An 18714-nucleotide genomic window follows, 5' to 3' on the forward strand; every position below is an offset into this window, starting at 1 on the left:
CTACGACCGTCCCCGTGAGGACCGTCCGCGTGAGGACCGTCCCGGTGGGTTCCGCCGTGACGACCGTCGTGATGAGCGTCCGCGCTACGACCGTCCCCGTGAGGACCGTCCCGGTGGGTTCCGCCGTGACGACCGTCGTGATGAGCGTCCGCGCTACGACCGTCCCCGTGAGGACCGTCCGCGTGAGGACCGTCCCGGTGGGTTCCGCCGTGACGACCGTCGTGATGAGCGTCCGCGCTACGACCGTCCCGCTGGCGATCGCCCCCGTGAGGACCGTCCGCGTGAGGACCGTCCCGGTGGTGACCGTGGTGGGTTCCGTCGCGATGACCGTCGTGATGAGCGGCCCCGCTACGACAGGCCGCGTGACGACCGTCCGCGCGAGGATCGTCCCCGTGACGACCGTGGTGGGTTCCGTCGTGACGACCGGCGCGACGAGCGGCCCCGCTACGACCGTCCCCGTGACGACCGTCCCAGTGGCGATCGCGGTGGCTTCCGCAGGGACGACCGGCGTGACGACCGCCCGCATGGTCCGCGCAGGGATGACGACCGCGGTGGCCGGCGTCCGAACGTGCAGGGGCGCGGCCGTTTCGCGGACACGCGGGGCCGTGACGACCGCCGTGAGGAGCGGGAGCCGATCAAGCGGCTGCCGATCCCGGAGGAGGTGACGGGTCAGGAGATCGACCCGAGCGTGCGGCAGGAGCTCATGAGCCTGCCGAAGACGCTGGCGGAAGATGTGGCGCGGAACCTCGTGATGGTGGCCCGGCTGCTGGACGAGGACCCGGACGCGGCCTACGGGTACTCCCGTGTCGCGCTGCGGCTCGCGTCGCGCGTCGCCGCCGTCCGTGAGGCGGCCGGTTTCGCGTCGTACGCGACGGAGCGGTACTCCGAGGCGCTGGCCGAGTTCCGGACCTGCCGCCGCATGACGGGCACGGTCGACCTGTGGCCGGTCATGGCGGACTGCGAGCGGGGCATGGGCCGTCCGGAGCGCGCGCTGGAGATGGCGGGCGCCCCCGAGGTGCACAAGCTGGACCGTGCCGGCCAGGTGGAGATGCGCCTGGTGGCGGCCGGGGCCCGGCGCGACATGGGCCAGAACGAGGCCGCGGTCGTCACGCTGCAGAGTTCCGAGCTGGCGTCGAACGCCGTTCACCCGTGGACCGCCCGGCTGCGTTACGCGTACGCCGACGCGCTGCTCGCCGTCGACCGTGAGGACGAGGCGCGCGAGTGGTTCGCCAAGGCGGTGGAGGCCGACCACACCGGCAGCACGGACGCCTCAGACCGTCTGGCGCAGCTGGACGGCGTGGACTTCGTGGACGTGCTGGACGACGAGGACGACGAGGCGGTCGTCCCCGGGGGCGACGCGGTCGCGCCGTCCGCTGCCGACGCGGACCACGATGACGCGGACCACGACGACGAGGACGACGAGGACGACGACGAGGAAGTGGGTGACGAGGACGAGGACGAGGACGAGCCGGAGGCGAAGGCCACGACGGACGAGCGGCCCGCCGCCCCGGTGGAGGAGCCCGAGGTCGACCTGACCGACGAGGCCGATCCGTCGGCCTTCCTCGAGAATCCGTTCAAGGAGCCCTCGCGCGACACCGAGGACTGATCCGCGACGCACCGCGGACAGCGAACGAAAAGGGCGGCACCCGCGTCACGCGGGTGCCGCCCTTCGCCGTTCTCCGTCAGGCCGGTGTGGCGTCCGGCTCCAGGCTGCGCAGGACCAGGCCGGAAGCCGGCTTGGGGCCGAACGAGGTCGACTTGCGCGGCATCGTGACGCCCTGGCGGGCGAGTTCGTGGACGACGCTCTCCCGCACCGGGTGGATGAGCACGGCGGTGCCGCCCAGCCGCTGGGCGTGCGCCACGGCCGCTTCCGTGTCGTGGATGTACTGGATGTGCTCGGGGGCGTCGGGGACCTCCCAGACGCGGTCCAGCAGCAGGCTGTGCAGCACGGTCGCGTCGAGCCGCCGCCATGCCTCGGGGCGGTCGTGCGGGACGGTCAGCGCGGTCAGGTCCGGATCGGGCCGGTCCAGCAGGTGGAAGCGGCTGTCGCCGCTCAGGACGAAGGCGTTCCCCTCGGCCGTGGCGTCCTCCAGGGCGGCCAGGGCCTGGGGGAGCGGGCCCGGCAGTTCACGGACCCGGAAGACCTTGCGGGCGGCTTCCAGGGCCAGGGCGACGGGCAGTTGGGGCAGTACGCGGTGGATCGCGCGGACCCGCAGCGGGTAGCGGGCGCTGTCGACGAGCAGCACGAGGCCGTAGTCCCAGGGGCTCGGGCCGTCGTGTTCGGCCTGCAGCCGCAGGTAGGTGGCCCACCGGTGGTGGCCGTCGGCGATGAGCGCCTGGTGGTGCGACAGGTCGGCGGCGACGGCCGCGATGGCGTCGGCGTCGGTGATCGCCCACAGGCGGTGCCGGATGCCGTCCTCGGTGGTCGTGGCGAGCAGCGGGGCGTCCTGGACGGCGCGTTCGACGATTCGGCCGGCAGGCCCGTCCTCGCCGCGGTACGACAGCAGCAGCGGCTCGAGGTTGGCGGCCGTGGCGCGCATGAGGGCGGCGCGGTCGGCGACCGGTCCGGGCATGACGTCCTCGTGGGGGAGGACGACGCGCTCCTCGGGCGGGGTCAGCCGCAGGGCGCCGATGAGTCCCCGTTGCAGGTGGTCGCCGTCGTGCTGCTCGTAGACGTACAGCGCGGGCGCGGGGTCCAGGGCGAGGACGCCGTCCTTCTGCCACTGGGACAGCGTGGAGGCCGCCTTGAGGTGCCGGCCGTCCGGGGGCTCGGCGCTGGGGAGGATGAGCCGCACGACATTGTGCGGGTCGGCTGTCTCCAGGTGCCGCTGTCCCTCGGGCCGGACGACGACGTCGTACGGTGGCGAGGTGACCGCGGCCAGGCTGCCGACCCGCTCGGGGACGTAGCGGAGCGCGCGGAACGGCGCGAGCCGCAAACCACCCGGTGCAGCGGGTCCGGAAATGCTCATCCGGGAATGCTACGCGGGTCATGCCCGCGGGGAGTGCCGAGTGATCGACAACATACGAGGAGCGACAGCCCGATGACGACCCACCGGACCGTGCCGGACGGCAGCGAACAGCCTTTGGACCAGGCGTACGACACGGCGCTGCTCGACCTCGACGGGGTCGTGTACGCCGGCGGCGACGCCATCGCGCACGCGGTCGACTCGCTCGGCGCGGCGCGCGGGCACGGAATGCACCTGGCGTACGTCACCAACAACGCGGCCCGCACCCCGCAGGCCGTCGCGGAGCACCTGACCCGGCTCGGCGTGCCCGCGGAGGCGTCGGAGGTCATCACCTCGGCGCAGGCGGTGGCCCGGCTGATCGCCGACCAGGTGCCCAGCGGGGCGCGGGTGCTGACGGTAGGCGGGGAGGGGCTGGTGGAGGCGCTGCGGGAGCGCGGACTGCGGCCGGTGGACTCCGCCGACGACGACCCCGCGGCGGTCGTCCAGGGCTACTCGCCCAAGGTCGGCTGGGAACAGCTCGCCGAGGCCGCGTACGCGGTCAACCGGGGCGTGCCCTGGTTCGCGTCCAACACCGACCTGACGATTCCGACCGCGCGCGGCAAGGCGCCCGGCAACGGCGCGCTCGTGGAGGTCGTGCGGATCGCGACCGGCGCGACGCCGCAGATCGCCGGCAAGCCGCTGCCCCCGATGCACCGCGAGACCGTCATCCGGACGGGCGCCGAGCGGCCCCTGGTGGTGGGGGACCGGCTCGACACCGACATCGAGGGCGCGCACGCGGGCGGCGTCGACTCCCTGCTGGTCCTCACCGGGGTCGCCTCCGCGGCGCAGCTGCTCGCCGCGCCGCCGCAGCACCGGCCGACGTACGTGGACGCGGACCTGCGCGGGCTGCTCACGCCGCAGCCCGAGGTGGTGGCGGCCGGCGGCGAGGGGGCGTACCGCTGCGGTGGCTGGACGGCGCTGGCGGGCGACGGCGCGCTGCTGCTGGACGGGCAGGGCGAGCCCATGGACGGGCTGCGCGCGCTGTGCGCGGCGGCCTGGACGGCGGCGGGCAGCGGGACCTGCACCCTGGACGCGGAGAAGGCCCTCGCCCGGCTGGGCCTGAGCCAGCCGGGCCCCGGCGGCCGGGTCGGCGGCTAGAGGAGCTTGCGCAGCCGCAGGAGGTCGCGCAGGGCCGCCTCCAGCTTCACCCGGCCGCTGCCCCACGCCTTCGCGAAGTGCAGCCTGCCGTCGACGAGCGCGACCAGGTCGTCACCGGCCATGGTGAGCCGTATCTGCGCGCGCTCGTCCGGCGTGCCGGGCACGGTGACGACATCATGGATGCGGCCGCCGGAGAGCCGGCCGACGAAGGTGATGTCGAGGTCGGTGATGCGGCAGCTCAGCGAGCGGTCGAGGGCGGCCGCGCTGCGCACGTCGCCCTCCGCCCTGGCGAGGTTCTCCGACAGCCGGTCGAGTGCGCTGCGGCACTCCTCGATGGTCGCCATCGGTTGTGCGTCTCCCGTTCGGATGCTGACGTGTGCTGATCGACGGTACCGCAGCGGACCCTTGGCAAGGTGCGGGCCGCTACGGGGTAGCGTCATGACCAACGAGAAGCACGGAGACCGGTGAACCCCAAGGTGAGGAGTGAGGGCGATGCGGGACGCGCTGCGGACCTGCCTGCAGATTGCGGGCGGCCTGACCGAGGCCACCCGGCGACGGGCGGTCGGGGCGGCGAGAGAGCTGCTGGACCAGGCGGGGATAGACGTCGAGGAAGTCCAGCGTTCGATCGGCCGGCGCATCCCGACGGAGGTCCAGACGCTCGCCGATGAGCTGATGACGGCTGGGCGCGCCAACCGGGACCTGCTCGTCGGGCTCATCCGCGAGGAGATCGACAAGGCGATGACCCGGGTCAGCCGTCTCGCCGACGACGTCACGCGGGTCGGGGTGGTGTTGGAGGCGCTGGAGCGGCGCATCCGCAACCTGGAGGGCGACGGGCGGGCCAAGACGGCCGCAGGCGCCTCGGACACGGCCGGCACGGCCGACCTGGTCGACGTGGACGACATGGACGGCGTGGAGGCCGAACCGGGGCTGTACGTCCCGCCGCAGCCGCCCGTCGAGCACGTGCCGGTCGAGGGCGAGGAAACGCCGGCCAGCGGCGTCACCCCCACCGCGCGCAAGAACGCGGCCCCCGCGACGGCTCCTGCCTCCCCCAAGGAGGCGGCCGCGCCGTCCACCACCCCCGTCGCCGCGCCCACCGCGCGCAAGAACGCCGCCCCCGGGGCGGTGCCCGCCGCGCCGAAACCCACGACCCCGGCAGCGGCCGCGGCTCCCGCCAAGAAGACGGCTGCCGCGAAGAAGGCGGCTCCGGAGGCGAAGAAGTCCCCGGCCAAGAAGGCGGCTCCCGCCAAGAAGACCGCTGCCGCCACCAAGGCCACGGCTGCCACCAAGGCGACACCGGCGAAGACGGCTGCTGCCGGGAAGACCACCGCGGCCCGGAAGGCCGCCCCCGCGGCCCCGACGGCTCCGGCGACCCCGGTGAAGAAGACCGCCGCCAAGAAGACCGCGCCCGCCGCCAAGACCGCCTCCGCGGCCAAGGCGACGGCCAAGAAGGCCGCCACCACGGCGAAGGCCACCCCCGCCAGGAGCGCGGCCAAGAAGACCACCACCGCGAACCCGGCGGCCAAGAAGACCGCCGCCAGGAAGACCGCGGCGAAGAAGACCACCGGGACCCGGGAGGCGGGCCGTGACTGAGGCCGGAGCGGTGCAGGTGACGCCTGAGGTGATCGCCCAGGCGGCGCCGGAGGCGGCGTCCGGGCCGGAGGGGCCCCAGCCGATGGGGGTCGTGGTGGAGGCGACGGGGAATACCGAGGTGGACGGCGTGCTTGTCCGCCTGGAGGACGCCGATGTGCTGCCCACCGAGGACCACATCGAGGTGTACGAGGATGTACACCGTGGGCTGCGTGACGCCCTCACGAGACTCGACGACAACAGGAGCTGAACCTCACGTGGCACGACGCCGACTCGACGCCGAGCTGGTGCGCCGGAACCTCGCCCGCTCGCGGGAGCACGCCGGGCAGCTGATCGCCGCCGGCCGGGTGACCGTGGGCGGGACGACCGCGACCAAGTCCGCCACGCAGGTGGAGACCAGCGCGGCGGTGGTCGTGGCCGAGGACGGCTCGGACCCGGACTACGTCTCCCGCGGCGGGCACAAGCTCGCCGGGGCGCTGGCGGCCTTCGTGCCGCTGGGGCTGGCCGTGGAGGGCCGCCGGGCGCTGGACGCCGGGGCGTCGACCGGCGGCTTCACGGACGTACTGCTCCGCAACGGCGCCGCGCACGTCGTGGCGGTGGACGTCGGCTACGGCCAACTCGCGTGGTCGCTGCAGAGCGATGAACGCGTCACCGTCAAGGACCGTACCAATGTGCGCGAGTTGACGCTCGAGCAGATCGACGGACGGCCGGCCGACATCGTCGTCGGCGACCTGTCCTTCATTCCGCTCGGGCTCGTCCTTCCCGCACTCGTCCGCTGCTCCGCGCCCGACGCGGACCTTGTCCTCATGGTCAAGCCGCAGTTCGAGGTCGGGAGGGAACGGCTGGGCAGCGGCGGTGTCGTGCGCAGCTCTCAGCTGCGCGCCGAAGCCGTACGCCAGGTCGCCGGACAGGCGGCCGGACTGGGACTGGGGGTGCTGGGCGTGACCGCGAGCCCGTTGCCGGGACCGTCGGGGAATGTGGAGTACTTTCTGTGGCTGCGCGCCGGGGCACCCGAGCTCGACCCGGCCGACGTCGACCGCGCCGTGGCGGAGGGGCCCCGTTGAGCGAGACACTTCAGGCGCAGGAGCGCACGATCTTCCTGCTGGCCCACACCGGCCGGCCCGCCGCCATTCGCAGCGCGGAGCGGGTCGTCCAGGGACTGCGGCGCTGCGGCATCGGCGTGCGGGTGCTGGCCGAGGAGGCCGAGGACCTCACCCTGCCGGACAGCGGCGCGGTGCAGCGGGTGCAGGAGATCGGCCCGGAGACCGTCGAGGACTGCGAGTTGATCATCGTGCTCGGCGGTGACGGCACCCTGCTGCGCGGCGCGGAGTTCGCCCGCGCCTCGGGCGTGCCGATGCTGGGCGTCAACCTGGGCCGCGTCGGCTTCCTCGCGGAGGCGGAGCGGGACGACCTGGACAAGGTCGTCGACCGGGTCGTCACGCGCGACTACGAGGTCGAGGAGCGCATGACGATCGACGTCCTGGTCCGCAACGACGGCCGGGTCGTGCACACCGACTGGGCGCTCAACGAGGCATCGGTGGAGAAGCAGGCGCGCGAGCGGCTGCTGGAGGTCGTCACGGAGGTGGACGGCCGTCCGGTGTCCCGCTTCGGCGGCGACGGGGTGGTCATGGCGACCCCGACCGGATCGACGGCGTACGCGTTCTCCGCGGGCGGTCCGGTGGTCTGGCCGGAGGTCGAGGCGCTGCTCATGGTGCCGATCAGCGCGCACGCGCTGTTCGCCAAGCCGCTGGTCACCTCGCCGAGGTCGGTGCTCGCGGTCGAGGTGCAGCCCAAGACGCCGCACGGGGTCCTGTGGTGCGACGGACGGCGGTCGGTCGACCTGCCCGCGGGGGCGCGCGTCGAGGTGCGGCGGGGTGCCGTGCCGGTGCGGCTGGCGCGGCTGCACCACGCCTCGTTCACCGACCGGCTGGTCGCGAAGTTCGCCCTTCCGGTGGCGGGCTGGCGGGGCGCGGCGCACTGAGGAGTGAGGCCCGTCGCGCGGCGGGCCGCAAACCTCGTATGGTCGTATCCGTGTTGGAGGAAATGCGGATCAGGTCGCTGGGAGTCATCGAGGACGCCGTGGTGGAGCTGTCACCCGGCTTCACGGCGGTGACCGGCGAGACCGGCGCGGGCAAGACCATGGTCGTCACGAGCCTCGGGCTGCTCCTGGGCGGCCGCGCCGACCCGGGTTTGGTCCGGATCGGCACGAAATCGGCGTCCGTCGAGGGGCGGATCACGCTGAGCGCCGACGCGCCCGCCGCCGTACGGGCCGAGGAGGCCGGTGCCGAGCTGGACGACGGCGCGCTGCTCATCAGCCGTACCGTCTCGGCGGAGGGCCGCTCCAGGGCGTACGTGGGCGGTCGCTCGGTGCCCGTGGGGCTGCTGGGCGAGCTGGCGGACGAGCTGGTGGCCGTGCACGGCCAGACCGACCAGCAGGGGCTGCTGCGGCCCGCGCGCCAGCGCGAGGCCCTGGACCGGTACGCGGGCGACGCCGTCGCCGTGCCGCTGGCCAAGTACGGCGCGGCCTACCGGCGGCTGCGCGAGGTCGCGGGCGAACTGGACGAGCTGACCACCCGGGCCCGGGAACGGGCCCAGGAGGCCGACCTGCTGCGTTTCGGCCTGGACGAGGTCGCCGACGCGGAGCCGCTGCCGGGTGAGGACAACGAGCTGGCCGCCGAGGCGGAGCGGCTGGGGCACGCCGAGGCGCTCGCCTCGGCCGCCACCCAGGCCCACGCCGCCCTGGCGGGCAACCCCGAGGACCCCGAGGGCGTCGACGCGGGAATGCTCGTCGCGGGCGCCCAGCGCGCCCTGGACGCCGTGCGCTCGCACGACCCGGAGCTCGCCGCGCTGGCCGACCGGATCGGCGAGATCGGCATCCTCCTCGGCGACGTCGCCGGCGATCTGGCCGGGTATGCCGACAACCTGGACGCCGATCCGCGGCGACTGGCCGCGGTCGAGGACCGGCGTGCCGTCCTCGCCCACCTGACACGCAAGTACGGCGCGAACATCGACGCCGTTCTGGCCTGGGCGGCCACCGGCGGCGCGCGCCTGGGCGAGCTGGAGGGCGACGACGACCGGATCACGGAGCTGACCGTCGAGCGCGACGCCCTGCGGGCCGAGCTCGGCGACCTCGCGCAGGCGCTCAGCGACGCCCGCGCGGAGGCGGCGGACCGTTTCGCCGGGGCCGTGACCGCGGAGCTCGCACAGCTCGCCATGCCGCACGCCCGGGTCTCGGTCGCCCTGCGGCAGACCGAGGACCCCGAGGGCGTCGTGGTGGGCGGCCGCCCGGTCGCCTTCGGCGCGACCGGCGCGGACGAGGTGGAACTCCAGCTCGCCCCGCACCCCGGCGCACCGCCCCGGCCGATCTCCAAGGGCGCCTCCGGCGGTGAGCTCTCCCGCGTGATGCTCGCGGTCGAGGTGGTCTTCGCGGGGTCCGACCCCGTGCCCACGTACCTCTTCGACGAGGTCGACGCCGGTGTCGGCGGCAAGGCGGCCGTCGAGGTCGGCCGGCGCCTGGCCAAGCTGGCGCGGACCGCACAGGTCGTGGTGGTCACTCACCTGCCGCAGGTGGCGGCGTTCGCCGACCGCCAACTGCTGGTCGAGAAGACCAACGACGGCTCCGTGACCCGCAGCGGTGTCCGCGTGCTGGAGGGCGAGGAGCGGGTGCGCGAACTGTCGCGCATGCTCGCCGGCCTGGAGGACTCCGAGCTGGGACGCGCCCACGCCGAGGAACTGCTCGCGGCGGCCCGCGAGGCCCGCTGAGTCCGCCGCGTTCGCGGCGCGACCGGGGCGGGGGCGCGCTGCCTGCCGGGAGCCGGTGGCCGGGTGCCTGTTCCGCCTGCGCGGGGTGTTTCGCGGGGCGTGACCTCCGGGCCCGATGCCGGGCCGAGTCGGCCGCGGTGGCCCGGTGCCCGGTCGCGGTGGGGTCAGGGCTGGGGCGCCGGAGTCTGCGGGGTTGCGAATGTGCGCCTTCGTTTCGGACCGGGCGCCGGGCGGTGCGTCGCCTTGCGGCCGGCGACGCGGAGGGCTGGCGGACTGGACGGCAGTGTCCGTTGGCGGGCCCTGGGGTTGATGTGTGTGAGTCGGCAGGCGCGGCGCCCGGCGGCTGCGGGTGAGCGCTTTGCGTGGCCGGTGGCCCACGGCGGCGGGCTGGGGCGCCGGAGTCTGCGGGGTTGCGAATGTGCGTCTTCGTTTTCGGACCGGCGCCGGGCGGTGCGTCGCCTTGAGGCCCGCCGACGACGAAGGCGAGCGGACTGGACGGCGATGCCCCGGTGTCGGGCCCTGGGGTTGATGTGTGTGAGCCGGCAGGCGCGGCGCCCGACGGCTGCGGGGCTGGGGCGCCCGGAGTCTGCGGGGTTGCGGATGCGCGCTCGTTCCGGATCGGGCGTCGGTCGTTACGTCGCCTCGCGGCCGCTGACGTGGAAAACGGGCGGACTGGACGGCGATGCCCCGGTGTCGGGCCCTGGGGCCGATCGTGCGGACCGCGTCGGGCCGACATGGTTCTGACGGCAAGGCAGGCCGGGCCTGCCGTGTGGGGCGGGTCCGCGGCGCTGCGCACGCGCTGGGGGGCGGGCCGGGCGGGAGCGGCTTGGAGCATACTGAGGCACTCGTAAGGGTGGTCCCGCGTACGTGCGACCGGGCGCGCGCCGCGCAGCGCTCCCTGGATGGCGTATTGGCCTGGCATCCTGGAGGGCAGCACACTGCAATCCCCTTCGCCCGATGCCGAGTCAGGAGTCCGACCGCGCGTGAGCAGTACTCCGAGCCCCCTGCACGGGCAGCTGCACGCCGTCCATGTGCTGGGTGAGACGGGGAGGGCCCATGTGGCCTCGGTCGCGGGCGGGTTGGTGGCGCGCGGGGTGCAGGTGACGGTCTGCGGGCCGGGGGTGGCGGAGGAGCGGTACGGATTCGCCGCGGCAGGGGCGCGGTTCGCGCCGGTGGAGATCACCCGCCGGTCCGTGCCGCGCGCGGACGCCGCGGTGGTGACGGCTCTGCGGGCGGCCTGCGCCGGGGCGGACGTCGTGCACGCGCACGGCCTGCGGGCCGGGCTGCTGGCCACCGTGGCGCTGGGCGGGCGGCGTACCCCGCTGGTGGTCACCTGGCACGGCGCGGTCTTCGCGGAGGGCGCCCGCAAACCGCTGCTGCGGTTGCTGGAACGGCGCGTGGCGCGGGCCGCGTCCGTGGTGCTGGGCGCGTCCTCGGACCTGGTGGACCGGGCCCGCGCCGTCGGCGCCCGCGACGCCCGGCTGGCGCCGATCGGTGTGCCGCTGCCGCCCAGGACCGCCGTGACGCCCGAGGCGGTCGCCGAGTCGGAGCGGCGCCGCCAGAAGGCGCGGGACGAATTCGGCGCCGGGGAACGGCCGTTGCTGCTCGCGGTCGGCCGCCTGGAGCCGCACAAGGGGTACGACCAGTTGCTCGACGCGGTCCACGGCTGGACGCGGCTGGACCCGCAGCCGCTGCTGGTGGTCGCGGGTGAGGGATCGCTGCGCCCGGAGCTGCAGGAACGGATCGACACCGAGCGGCTGCCGGTGCTGCTGCTGGGCCTGCGGGACGACGTGCCCGAACTGCTGGCCGCCGCCGACGCGGTGGTACTCCCCTCCCGCTGGGAGGCCCGCTCGGTCATCGCCCAGGAGGCCCTGCACGCGGGGGTCCCGCTGATCGCGACGAACGTCGGCGGCACCCCCGAACTCGTGGGCGACGCCGCCGAGTTGGTCCCGTACGGCGACCCGAAGCGGCTCGCCGACACCGTGGTGCGCCTGCTCGGCGATGCGGAGCGGCGGTCCGCGCTGGCCGCCGCCGGCCCCGCGCAGGCGGGCACTTGGCCGACCGAGGATGACACGGTCGCCCAAGTGCTCAGCATCTACGACGAGTTGTCCTCGCGCTGATCGCCGCCCGAGGGTCCTGGCGGCCGTTCAGCCGCCGTACGCGCCGCTCGCGGTCAGGCGAAGCGCGGTGTCGATCAGCGGGACGTGGCTGAACGCCTGCGGGAAGTTGCCGACCTGACGCTGCAGGCGCGGGTCCCACTCCTCCGCCAGCAGGCCGAGGTCGTTGCGCAGGGCCAGCAGCCGCTCGAACAGCCGGCGCGCCTCGTCGACCCGGCCGATCATGGCGAGGTCGTCGGCGAGCCAGAACGAGCAGGCGAGGAAGGCGCCCTCGTCGCCGGGGAGGCCGTCGAGGTTCTCGCCGCCGGGCGGGGCGTCGGTCGGGTAGCGCAGCACGAAGCCGTCCTCGGTGGACAGCTCCCGCTGGATCGCCTCGATGGTGCCGATGACGCGCTTGTCGTCCGGCGGCAGGAAGCCGACCTGCGGGATGAGCAGCAGCGACGCGTCGAGCTCGCGCGAGCCGTAGGACTGCGTGAAGGTGTTGCGCTCCTTGTCGTAACCCTTCTCGCACACGTCGCGGTGGATCTCGTCGCGCAGGTCGCGCCAGCGCTCCAGCGGGCCGTCGACCTCGCCGGACTCGATGAGCTTGACGGTGCGGTCGACGGCGACCCAGGCCATGACCTTGGAGTGGACGAAGTGCCGGCGCGGGCCGCGGACCTCCCAGATGCCCTCGTCGGGCTCGTCCCAGTGGTCCTCGAGGTAGTGGATGAGCCGGAGCTGGAGCAGCGAGGCGTAGTCGTTGCGGGCCAGGCCGGTCATGTGGGCCAGGTGGAGCGCCTCGGTGACCTCGCCGTAGACGTCGAGCTGCAGCTGGTGGGCGGCGCCGTTGCCGACCCGGACCGGGGTGGAGCCCTCGTATCCGGGCAGCCAGTCCAGCTCGGTCTCGCCGAGCTCGCGCTCGCCGGCGATGCCGTACATGATCTGCAGGTTCTCCGGGTCGCCCGCGACCGCGCGCAGCAGCCACTCGCGCCAGGCGCGGGCCTCGTCCCGGTAGCCGGTGCGCAGCAGGGACGACAGGGTGATCGCCGCGTCGCGCAGCCAGGTGAAGCGGTAGTCCCAGTTGCGGACGCCGCCGATGTCCTCGGGCAGTGAGGTGGTCGGCGCGGCCACGATGCCGCCGGTGGGCCCGTACGTGAGCGCCTTGAGCGTGATCAGGGAGCGGACCACGGCGTCCCGGTAGGGGCCGTGGTAGGTGCACTGGGCGACCCACTCGCGCCAGAAGTCCTCGGTGGCCTCCAGCGAGGACTCGGGGTCGGCGAGCGGGGGCGGCTCCTTGTGCGAGGGCTGCCAGCTGATCGTGAAGGCGACGCGGTCGCCGGGGGCCACGGTGAAGTCGGCGTACGTGGTGAGGTGCTCGCCGTAGGTCTCGACATCGGTGTCGATCCAGACCGAGTCCGGGCCGGCGACGCCGACGGTGCGGTCCCCGACCTTGTGCACCCACGGCGTGACCCAGCCGTAGCTGAAGCGCATGCGCAGCGCCGAGCGCATCGGCACGCGGCCGCTCACGCCCTCGACGATCCGGATCAACTGGGGGGCGCCGTCACGCGGCGGCATGAAATCGATCACACGGACCGTTCCGCGCGGGGTGTCCCACTCCGATTCCAGCACCAGGGAGTCGCCCCGGTAGTGGCGCCGGGTGGCGGCCGGCGGCTGCGTACCGTGCGGGAAGGCGGGGCCGAGGCGCCAGTAGCCGTGCTCCTCGGTGCCGAGCAGGCCCGCGAAGACCGCAGGGGAGTCGAAGCGGGGCAGACACAGCCAGTCGACCGTGCCGTCCCGGCACACCAGGGCGGCGGTCTGCATATCGCCGATGAGTGCGTAATCCTCGATACGCCCGGCCACGTAGGTCTCCAGTCGAACGACGGCGGCGCCCCTAGGGACCGGGGCGGTGATTGCGGTCTGTGGATCTTTCGACGAGCTCTTTCCCGGGAGCAGGCGGGGTGGTGCCGTGCCGGTTCACTCGCATCGAATCGATGTGTCCGAGCAGGATACGACGACAACCCGGGCGGTGCGGAAGCCCCGACCGAGCCTGCTGGGCCGGTCGGGTGCATTTTGTCGTACCAATGTCCCGGCGACCTCCCTTTTCATCAGAGAGCCGCCCCCCGCGGCTGGTGCGCGTCACTGATACCCTGGTAGCCCGTGGGCCGGTGGCCTGAACCACTGAACCGCCGCGACGACACCACCCCTCTTCACCGCCATGGTGCCGTCCCGACCACCACCTCGCGACCACGGGAGCCCCCTCTTGGCACTGCCGCCCAAATCCACGACGACCAAGCACCTCTTCGTCACCGGGGGTGTCGCCTCCTCGCTCGGCAAGGGCCTGACGGCCTCCAGCCTGGGAGCGTTGCTCAAGGCCCGGGGCCTGCGGGTCACCATGCAGAAGCTCGACCCGTACCTCAACGTGGACCCGGGCACGATGAACCCCTTCCAGCACGGTGAGGTGTTCGTCACGGACGACGGCGCCGAGACCGACCTGGACATCGGTCACTACGAGCGCTTCCTGGACGTGAACCTCGCGGGCTCGGCCAACGTCACCACCGGCCAGGTCTACTCCTCGGTGATCGCCAAGGAGCGCCGCGGCGAGTACCTCGGCGACACCGTGCAGGTCATCCCGCACATCACCAACGAGATCAAGTCCCGTATCCGGCGCATGGCGACCGAGGACGTGGACGTGGTCATCACCGAGGTCGGCGGCACCGTCGGCGACATCGAGTCGCTGCCCTTCCTGGAGTCCGTCCGCCAGGTCCGGCACGAGGTGGGCCGGGACAACGTCTTCGTGATGCACATCTCGCTGCTGCCGTACATCGGCCCCTCCGGCGAGCTGAAGACCAAGCCGACGCAGCACTCGGTGGCCGCGCTGCGCAGCATCGGCATCCAGCCCGACGCGATCGTGCTGCGCGCCGACCGCGACGTGCCGACCTCCATCAAGCGCAAGATCTCGCTGATGTGCGACGTGGACGAGGAGGCGGTGGTCGCCGCCATCGACGCCCCGTCGATCTACGACATCCCCAAGGTGCTGCACACCGAGGGCCTGGACGCCTACGTCGTCCGCAGGCTGAACCTGCCGTTCCGCGATGTGGACTGGACGCAGTGGGACGACCTGCTCAAGCGGGTCCACGAGCCCGAGCACGACCTGAAGGTCGCGCTGGTCGGCAAGTACATCGACCTGCCCGACGCGTACCTGTCGGTGACCGAGGCGCTGCGCGCCGGCGGCTTCGCCAACAACGCCAAGGTCAACATCAAGTGGGTCACCTCCGACGACTGCAAGACCGCGGCCGGCGCCGCGCGCCAGCTCGGCGACGTCGACGCGATCTGCGTGCCCGGCGGCTTCGGCGACCGCGGCGTGGAGGGCAAGGTCTCGGCGATCACCTACGCCCGGGAGAACGGCATCCCGCTGCTGGGCCTGTGCCTGGGCCTGCAGTGCGTGGTCATCGAGGCGGCCCGCAGCCTCGCCGGCATCAAGGACGCCAACTCCACCGAGTTCGACCCGGCCACCGCCCACCCGGTGATCTCCACCATGGCCGAGCAGCTCGACATCGTCGCCGGCCAGGGCGACCTCGGCGGCACCATGCGGCTCGGCCTGTACCCGGCCAAGCTCGCCGAGGGCTCCATCGTCCGCGAGGTGTACGGCGGCGAGCCCTACGTCGAGGAGCGCCACCGCCACCGCTACGAGGTCAACAACGCCTACCGGGGCGAGCTCGAGAAGAAGGCCGGTCTGCAGTTCTCCGGCACCTCGCCGGACAACAAGCTGGTCGAGTACGTGGAGTACCCGCGCGAGGTGCACCCCTACCTCGTCGCCACCCAGGCGCACCCCGAACTGAAGTCCCGGCCGACCCGTCCGCACCCCCTGTTCGCGGGTCTGATCGCGGCCGCCGTCAAGCGCCGCCAGGGCTGATCGATACGGTGGCCGTGGTGGGCCGGCAGCCCGGCCCGCCCCGGCACCACGTACGAAGGGCACAGCATGCTGCAGGACACCCCTGAGGAGTGGCGGACCACGGCCACCACCACCCCCTTCACCGGGAACAAGACCGGTGTCCGCACCGACGAGGTCGTCATGCCCGACGGCGGCGTCGCCAAGCGCGACTACCAGGTCCACCCGGGCTCGGTGGCCGTGCTGGCCCTGGACGACGAGGACCGGGTGCTGGTCCTGAAGCAGTACCGGCACCCCGTGCGGATGAAACTGTGGGAGATCCCCGCCGGACTGCTGGACATCCCCGGCGAGAACCCGCTGCACGCCGCACAGCGCGAGCTGTACGAGGAGGCGCACGCCAAGGCCGAGGACTGGCGGGTGCTGGTCGATGTCTATCCCTCGGCCGGCGGCTCCGACGAGGCGATCCGGGTCTTCCTCGCCCGCGGTCTGTCCGAGGTGGAGGGCGAGCGCTACGAGGTGTCGGAGGAAGAGGCCGACATGGAGCTGGCCCGGGTCGCGCTGGCCGACCTCGTGCGAGGCGCCCTCTCCGGCCGTCTGCACAACAACAGCCTGGTGACGGGCGCGCTGGCGGTGCAGGCGGCACGCGCCGGTGACGGTCTGGACGCGCTGCGGCCCGCGGACGCGGAGTGGCCCGCGCGACCGTACGCGGTCTGACTCCGTCCGAGGTGATCCGCCCCCGCCCGGCGCCGTACAGCCGCGCGGTCCGGTAGGACCATCGGATCGTCCGGGAGGGTGATCATTGGTGCCTTCGGCCGCGTCGCGCCCAGGGGGCGGACCCGCCCGGTGAACTAGGCTCATCCCGTTCTCATTCAGAACGGGAGTGGGCCCGTGGCGGATCACGTGCTGGACGCCGACGCATCGGTGGCGGCTTCTGACGACGGCCTCCGGGAGCCGTCGGTACAGACCCCCGCCCCCGGCACGCTCCCGCCCGATGTGCCCCATTTCGTCGGCCGCCGCCGTGAGCTCGAGGAGCTGCGGGCCGACATCGACCGGCCGGGCCTCGCGACGCTGCGCGGACGCAGCCCCGACGGGAGCCGGGTGCTGCTGGTGGCCGGCCGGCCCGGCTCCGGCCGCACCTCCCTTGCGCTGCGTCTCGCCCACGACGTCGCCGACCGCTACCCCGACGGGCAGTTCTTCGTCCGGCTCAGCGACAACGAGGGCGAACCCGTACCCCCCGGCCAGTCCGCGCGGGCCCTGCTGCGGGCGCTGGGGGTCGGCGCGGAGCCGGGAGCGGAGGGCGGGGAACTGTCCGCGGCGCTGCGCACCGCGCTGGGCGGACGCCGGGCGGTGCTGGTGCTGGACGACGTGGTCGACCCCCGGCAGCTGCTCGACCTGCTCCCCAAGGGCTCCGGCAACCTGTTCGTGGCCACCTCGGAGGGGCCGCTGCCCGGTGTGCCCGACGTACGGCCGTGCACCCTGGGCGGGCTCGACCCGGCCGCTTGCGTGGACCTGCTCGCCCAGGCCGTCGGACGGGTCCGGGTCACCAACGACCCCAAGGCCGCCGAGGCGCTGGCCCACGAGTGCGGCGGACATCCCGCGGCGCTCCGTCTGATCGGTGCCTGGCTCGCCACCCAGCCGCGTACCTCCGTCGCCGACGCGACCCGCCGCCTGCACGACATCCGGGCGGATGCGCCGGCCCAGGCGCCCGCTCCGGCCGCGGCCCGCGACGCGGCGCCGGCCGTACCGACCACCGGCGACGGGGTACTGCGCGAGGACGTCGGTCGCCGCGGGACCGCGGACGCCCTGCCGGTCGACAAGCGGTCCCGGGTGGTGCCGCGCAGCACACCGGCCCCCGCGACGACCCCCGCGGCCTCGGCCGCCGCCGCACCGCGCGCCACCGCCCCGCCGGAGCTGCTGCGCGCCTTCCGTTTCGTGTACGGGGCGCTCGCCCCCGCCGTCGCCCGGATGCTGCGGCTGCTGGCGCTGGCCCCCACGGGCCTGGTGGACGCCCAGACCGCCTCGGCGCTCGCGGGCTGCTCCGTGGGCGACGCCGAGGGGACCCTGGAGAACCTGGCCGGCTGCGGGCTGCTGCACGCGGAGCCGGCCGTGGACCCGCTGCCCCGGCAGTACCGGGTGCCGGGCTGGCTGACCCCGTCCCTGCACGAGCTGCTGCGCGGCACCGACAAGCCGGCCGAGACACAGCTCGCCCGCGCCCGGATGCTGGAGCGCACCGTACGGCTGCTGCACGCCTGCCGGCTGGGCCTGGAGGGCGCCGACACCGAACCGGACGGTCTGCCGAAGTCGCTGCGCTTCGCGGACCGCCCGGCCGCGGCCGCGTGGCTGCGCGACCGGCTGCCGGTCCTGCTGGCCGCCGCACGGCTGGCCGTCGCCGACGGCGAACTCGACACCCTGGCCCGTCGGCTGATGGCCGCGCTCGTGCGCGCGCTGGCCGCGGACCCGGGCGGCGGGGAGAACGCCGCGGAGCGCTACCAGTTGCACCACCTCGTCCTGGACGTCGCCCAGCGGCGCGGACTGCACCGCGAGAAGGCCGCGGCGCTGCTCAACATCGGCGACCTCGACGTGGAGGGCGCCCGCCCGCTCGACGCCCTCGACCGCTACCGCGCCGCGCTCGTCGCCGCCCGCGAGGGCTTCGACGGGGACGCCGAGGGCCGTGCCCTGGAGGCGATCGCCGGCACCTACCTGGAGCTGGACGACCCGCAGCGCGCGTCCGACTGGTACGGCAGGGCGCTCGCCCTGCGCCAGGCACGTGGTGAGCTCGCCCACGCTGCCCGGCTGCACGGCCGGCTCGGCGCGCTGCAGACGTACGCCGGCCGGTACGGGCCCGCGCTGCGCGAGTGGCGGGCCGCGGTGACCGCGTACCGGCGGCTGAAGGACCTGCCGGCCCAGGCCCGCGCGCTGACCGAGGTGGCCCGGGTCCAGGAGTACGCGGGCCATCCGGAGGACGCGCTGCGGACCTGCCGGGACGCCCTGTACTGGGCGCGGCAGGCGGGGGAGCAGCGGCTGGAGGGCGCGGTGCTGCTGCGGATGGCCGACACCCTCGACCGGCTGGGCGATCCGGCGGGCGCGCGGCTGCAGCGGGCGGCCGCCCGGCGGCTGCTCCCGGCCTCCGAGATCCCCCGGACACCGGACGCCGAGGAGGTCTGACGCCAAGGGGGGCAAGGCCTGACCGGCCGCTACCTACGAAACTGCCAATGCCTTCGAAGAAAGTAGTCACTTTGTAAGGCTGGACAGCGAGTCTTCCTTCACTACACTTGGT

At 73.9% G+C, this 18714-nt stretch carries 14 protein-coding genes and 1 pseudogene; 11 read left to right on the forward strand and 4 right to left on the reverse strand.

What is annotated here, in order from left to right:
• Positions 1–526, reverse strand: a pseudogene (locus ACFYXS_RS29035) (hypothetical protein); the annotation flags it as partial.
• A 117-nt stretch (positions 527–643) separates the two neighbouring features.
• Here ACFYXS_RS29035 and ACFYXS_RS29040 point away from each other — a divergent pair.
• Positions 644–1606 carry a hypothetical protein gene (locus ACFYXS_RS29040; protein WP_389253910.1) on the forward strand — a complete coding sequence of 321 codons (963 nt, stop codon included), beginning with the start codon at positions 644–646 and terminating at the stop codon, positions 1604–1606.
• A 76-nt stretch (positions 1607–1682) separates the two neighbouring features.
• Here the strand turns inward: ACFYXS_RS29040 and ACFYXS_RS29045 are convergent, their stop codons facing one another.
• On the reverse strand, positions 1683–2969 hold the full coding sequence (locus ACFYXS_RS29045) for a DUF1015 family protein (RefSeq protein ID WP_389253427.1): 1287 nt from the start codon (positions 2967–2969) through the stop codon (positions 1683–1685).
• 72 nt (positions 2970–3041) lie between these two features.
• On the opposite strand from ACFYXS_RS29045, the gene ACFYXS_RS29050 reads away from it, so the two are divergent.
• A complete protein-coding gene (locus tag ACFYXS_RS29050; protein ID WP_389253429.1) occupies positions 3042–4103 on the forward strand; it encodes an HAD-IIA family hydrolase in 1062 nt (353 codons plus the stop codon).
• Here the strand turns inward: ACFYXS_RS29050 and ACFYXS_RS29055 are convergent.
• Complete coding sequence (locus tag ACFYXS_RS29055; RefSeq protein WP_389253431.1) at positions 4100–4447, reverse strand: sterol-binding protein; 348 nt, start codon at positions 4445–4447, stop codon at positions 4100–4102. The genes ACFYXS_RS29050 and ACFYXS_RS29055 overlap by 4 nt on opposite strands.
• 148 nt (positions 4448–4595) lie before the next feature.
• Here ACFYXS_RS29055 and ACFYXS_RS29060 point away from each other — a divergent pair, with 148 nt between their 5' ends.
• From ACFYXS_RS29060 to ACFYXS_RS29085, 6 genes are all read left to right on the forward strand, one after another.
• Positions 4596–5693: a histone gene (locus ACFYXS_RS29060; protein WP_389253433.1), complete on the forward strand. Its 1098-nt coding sequence runs from the start codon at positions 4596–4598 to the stop codon at positions 5691–5693.
• Positions 5686–5940, forward strand: a complete 255-nt coding sequence (locus ACFYXS_RS29065; RefSeq protein WP_389253435.1) for a hypothetical protein — start codon at positions 5686–5688, stop codon at positions 5938–5940. Before ACFYXS_RS29060 ends, ACFYXS_RS29065 begins: the two co-directional genes overlap by 8 nt.
• A 7-nt stretch (positions 5941–5947) precedes the next feature.
• A complete protein-coding gene (locus ACFYXS_RS29070) occupies positions 5948–6754 on the forward strand; it encodes a TlyA family RNA methyltransferase (protein WP_389253437.1) in 807 nt (268 codons plus the stop codon).
• On the forward strand, positions 6751–7671 hold the full coding sequence (locus ACFYXS_RS29075; RefSeq protein ID WP_389253439.1) for an NAD kinase: 921 nt from the start codon (positions 6751–6753) through the stop codon (positions 7669–7671). The genes ACFYXS_RS29070 and ACFYXS_RS29075 overlap by 4 nt, the downstream gene beginning before the upstream one ends.
• A 38-nt stretch (positions 7672–7709) precedes the next feature.
• Positions 7710–9452 (forward strand): DNA repair protein RecN, encoded by a 1743-nt coding sequence (recN, locus tag ACFYXS_RS29080; RefSeq protein ID WP_389253441.1) that lies wholly within the window; start codon positions 7710–7712, stop codon positions 9450–9452.
• 983 nt (positions 9453–10435) lie between these two features.
• Positions 10436–11572, forward strand: coding sequence for a glycosyltransferase family 4 protein (locus ACFYXS_RS29085; RefSeq protein WP_389253443.1), 1137 nt, complete (start codon positions 10436–10438; stop codon positions 11570–11572).
• Positions 11573–11599: 27 nt separating this feature from the next.
• Here the strand turns inward: ACFYXS_RS29085 and ACFYXS_RS29090 are convergent, their stop codons facing one another.
• Positions 11600–13408, reverse strand: a complete 1809-nt coding sequence (locus ACFYXS_RS29090; RefSeq protein WP_389253445.1) for a glycoside hydrolase family 15 protein — start codon at positions 13406–13408, stop codon at positions 11600–11602.
• 406 nt (positions 13409–13814) lie between these two features.
• Between ACFYXS_RS29090 and ACFYXS_RS29095 the strand changes: the two genes are divergently transcribed.
• The 3 genes from ACFYXS_RS29095 to ACFYXS_RS29105 all read left to right on the forward strand — a co-directional run bounded on the left by ACFYXS_RS29095 (position 13815) and on the right by ACFYXS_RS29105 (position 18602).
• Positions 13815–15461, forward strand: coding sequence for a CTP synthase (locus ACFYXS_RS29095; protein WP_389253912.1), 1647 nt, complete (start codon positions 13815–13817; stop codon positions 15459–15461).
• Positions 15462–15527: 66 nt separating this feature from the next.
• On the forward strand, positions 15528–16151 hold the full coding sequence (locus ACFYXS_RS29100; RefSeq protein WP_389253447.1) for an NUDIX domain-containing protein: 624 nt from the start codon (positions 15528–15530) through the stop codon (positions 16149–16151).
• Between the two features lie 174 nt (positions 16152–16325).
• On the forward strand, positions 16326–18602 hold the full coding sequence (locus ACFYXS_RS29105) for an NB-ARC domain-containing protein (protein WP_389253449.1): 2277 nt from the start codon (positions 16326–16328) through the stop codon (positions 18600–18602).
• Positions 18603–18714 lie beyond the last annotated feature (112 nt).

This window comes from Streptomyces sp. NPDC002574 (genome assembly GCF_042889545.1).
Lineage (GTDB): Bacteria > Actinomycetota > Actinomycetes > Streptomycetales > Streptomycetaceae > Actinacidiphila.

What these genes read in the sequence shown, in the direction of transcription:
- ACFYXS_RS29045 (WP_389253427.1), bottom strand. Translation starts at nt 2,969, where the DNA reads ATGAGCATTTCCGGACCCGCTGCACCGGGTGGTTTGCGGCTCGCGCCG.
- ACFYXS_RS29055 (WP_389253431.1), bottom strand. Translation starts at nt 4,447, where the DNA reads ATGGCGACCATCGAGGAGTGCCGCAGCGCACTCGACCGGCTGTCGGAG.
- recN (WP_389253441.1), top strand. Translation starts at nt 7,710, where the DNA reads ATGGTCGTATCCGTGTTGGAGGAAATGCGGATCAGGTCGCTGGGAGTC.
- ACFYXS_RS29100 (WP_389253447.1), top strand. Translation starts at nt 15,528, where the DNA reads ATGCTGCAGGACACCCCTGAGGAGTGGCGGACCACGGCCACCACCACC.
- ACFYXS_RS29050 (WP_389253429.1), top strand. Translation starts at nt 3,042, where the DNA reads ATGACGACCCACCGGACCGTGCCGGACGGCAGCGAACAGCCTTTGGAC.
- ACFYXS_RS29060 (WP_389253433.1), top strand. Translation starts at nt 4,596, where the DNA reads ATGCGGGACGCGCTGCGGACCTGCCTGCAGATTGCGGGCGGCCTGACC.